General features: G+C 52.1%; 1 protein-coding gene. It reads left to right on the top strand.

The window, feature by feature from the left end:
* Positions 1 to 311: 311 nt before the first annotated feature.
* Positions 312 to 1,424, top strand: coding sequence for an MraY family glycosyltransferase (locus IP81_RS19465; protein ID WP_054109662.1), 1,113 nt, complete (start codon positions 312 to 314; stop codon positions 1,422 to 1,424).
* The last annotated feature ends 304 nt before the right edge of the window (positions 1,425 to 1,728 follow it).

Raw genomic sequence — 1,728 nt, 5'->3', positions numbered from 1 at the left:
ATTGAATCAATCAATCGTTCCCACCGCAAGTGATTTAATAGGTCCTGAGCCTAGAACGATAGATCGATCTCGATGCCGTTTAAGGAAGTGATACCGTTCACCAACCCCGACAAATCTATGCCGTCAAAACGAGCTGTTAGAGACAGGCGACGATTTAGCGCTCGCTTCGCCATATTTTCAAAACACCTCATCCCATTGGCATCTGGAAATATGATTTTTACAATTTATGCATGCACGATATGTGATATAGAATGATAAATATTGTGAAAAAATTATGTCATCCGTGTGGTCCAACTTTGAGGCCTTTCTGAGTGCTGTTTCCAATTTTTCAGAATCTTAACAGCGCCATCATATTGGCTTGCTCATTCATAGCGGGCGCAGGGCTGGCCGCGGCCATTGGTGCGTATGCAAAGCGTATAGGCGAAGTGTTGGGCGTGATCGACGAACCGAGCGCGTCGGACGGACACAAACAACATTATGTGCCGACCCCGGCAGTCGGCGGGGTCATCGCCTTGGTGGTAGCTGCCACCGTGCTCTTGCTTACGATCCCATGGTCAGATCCAGGAAACTTACCTGCCAAGAATGCAAGACTTTGGGGCGCTCTGGCCATTTGTCTTGTCATGATAATCGGCTTCTGCGACGATCGGCGTCACATCTCCGCGGCCAAGAGATTGGCGGCTGACATTGTAGTGTTTTCCGTCCTTTTATGGGTTATTCCCGCACTCAGGTTCACGCACGTTTCTTTCGAATCCCTTGGCCTGCACCTCGATCTTGGCAAGGTCGGCTTTCCAATTGCGCTGGTTTGCCTGGTCGGCCTGAAGAATGCCGTTAACATGGCGGATGGACGAAACGGCCTCGTTCTGGGCCTTGGGATTGTGTGGAATGTCTTTTTCCTGTTTCATGCGCCCGCACACACTCTCCCGATCCTTGCAGGTATCTCTGGGATTTTTATTGTTCTGTTCATCCTGAATGCGCAGGGTCATCTCTTTCTGGGCGACTGCGGCTCTTATGGAATCGGTAGTTTCTTTGGCATTCTAGCGCTCGCACTTCACAATGGCCCCGCCGGCGGCATGCGCTCGGCCGAAGGCGTGCTGCTTTTCTTGATTCCAGCAATCGATACCTTGCGATTGATGGTCAGTCGTCTTGCAGCGGGCCGCTCGCCACTCTCGCCGGATCGTCGCCATTTGCACCACCTGCTTGATGCGGTTTTCGGATGGAAAATTGGGTGGACCATCTACATGATCGCCGTAGCGGGGCCGATCATTCACTATCAAATCATGCCTAGCCGAGGCTATCAGATCATTCTGTTCGTCCTAATTTCCTATAGCGCACTGGTGCAGTTTTTGGAGAAATGGCCGAAAAGAAGTGTGCGCTTGAATGCTCCAGTGTCAAAAAATCAGGTCGAAAACTCGCGTACCGTCTAGCCCTGGGTAAAACCGCACACCAGTTCCCGGACAGATAGCGCCATCGGTTTGGCCTTGGGCTTGCGGAAATGGATCAACGCCCAGAACTTCCATCCCCAACTTCGCCTCCACCGCATACGGCGTGCATGACGACGTCAATAACGACGTTGCTTAACAACGGTAGGCGGCTTCAATCGGGCGATTACTCAGAAAAACAGGTTCGGGCTGTTCATCCGCACGATCGGCCTTGCCCGTGCCGAAGCGAAGCTCGGCCTCCCTTCGATCCGGTAATGATGTTCAAGGCGCTGATCGAGCAGGCACAGCA

The organism is Novosphingobium sp. AAP83, from assembly GCF_001295795.1.
Lineage (GTDB): Bacteria > Pseudomonadota > Alphaproteobacteria > Sphingomonadales > Sphingomonadaceae > Novosphingobium.
The sequence above is the reverse complement of the archived record's forward strand: the minus strand, read 5'-3'. Positions and strand labels throughout refer to the sequence as shown.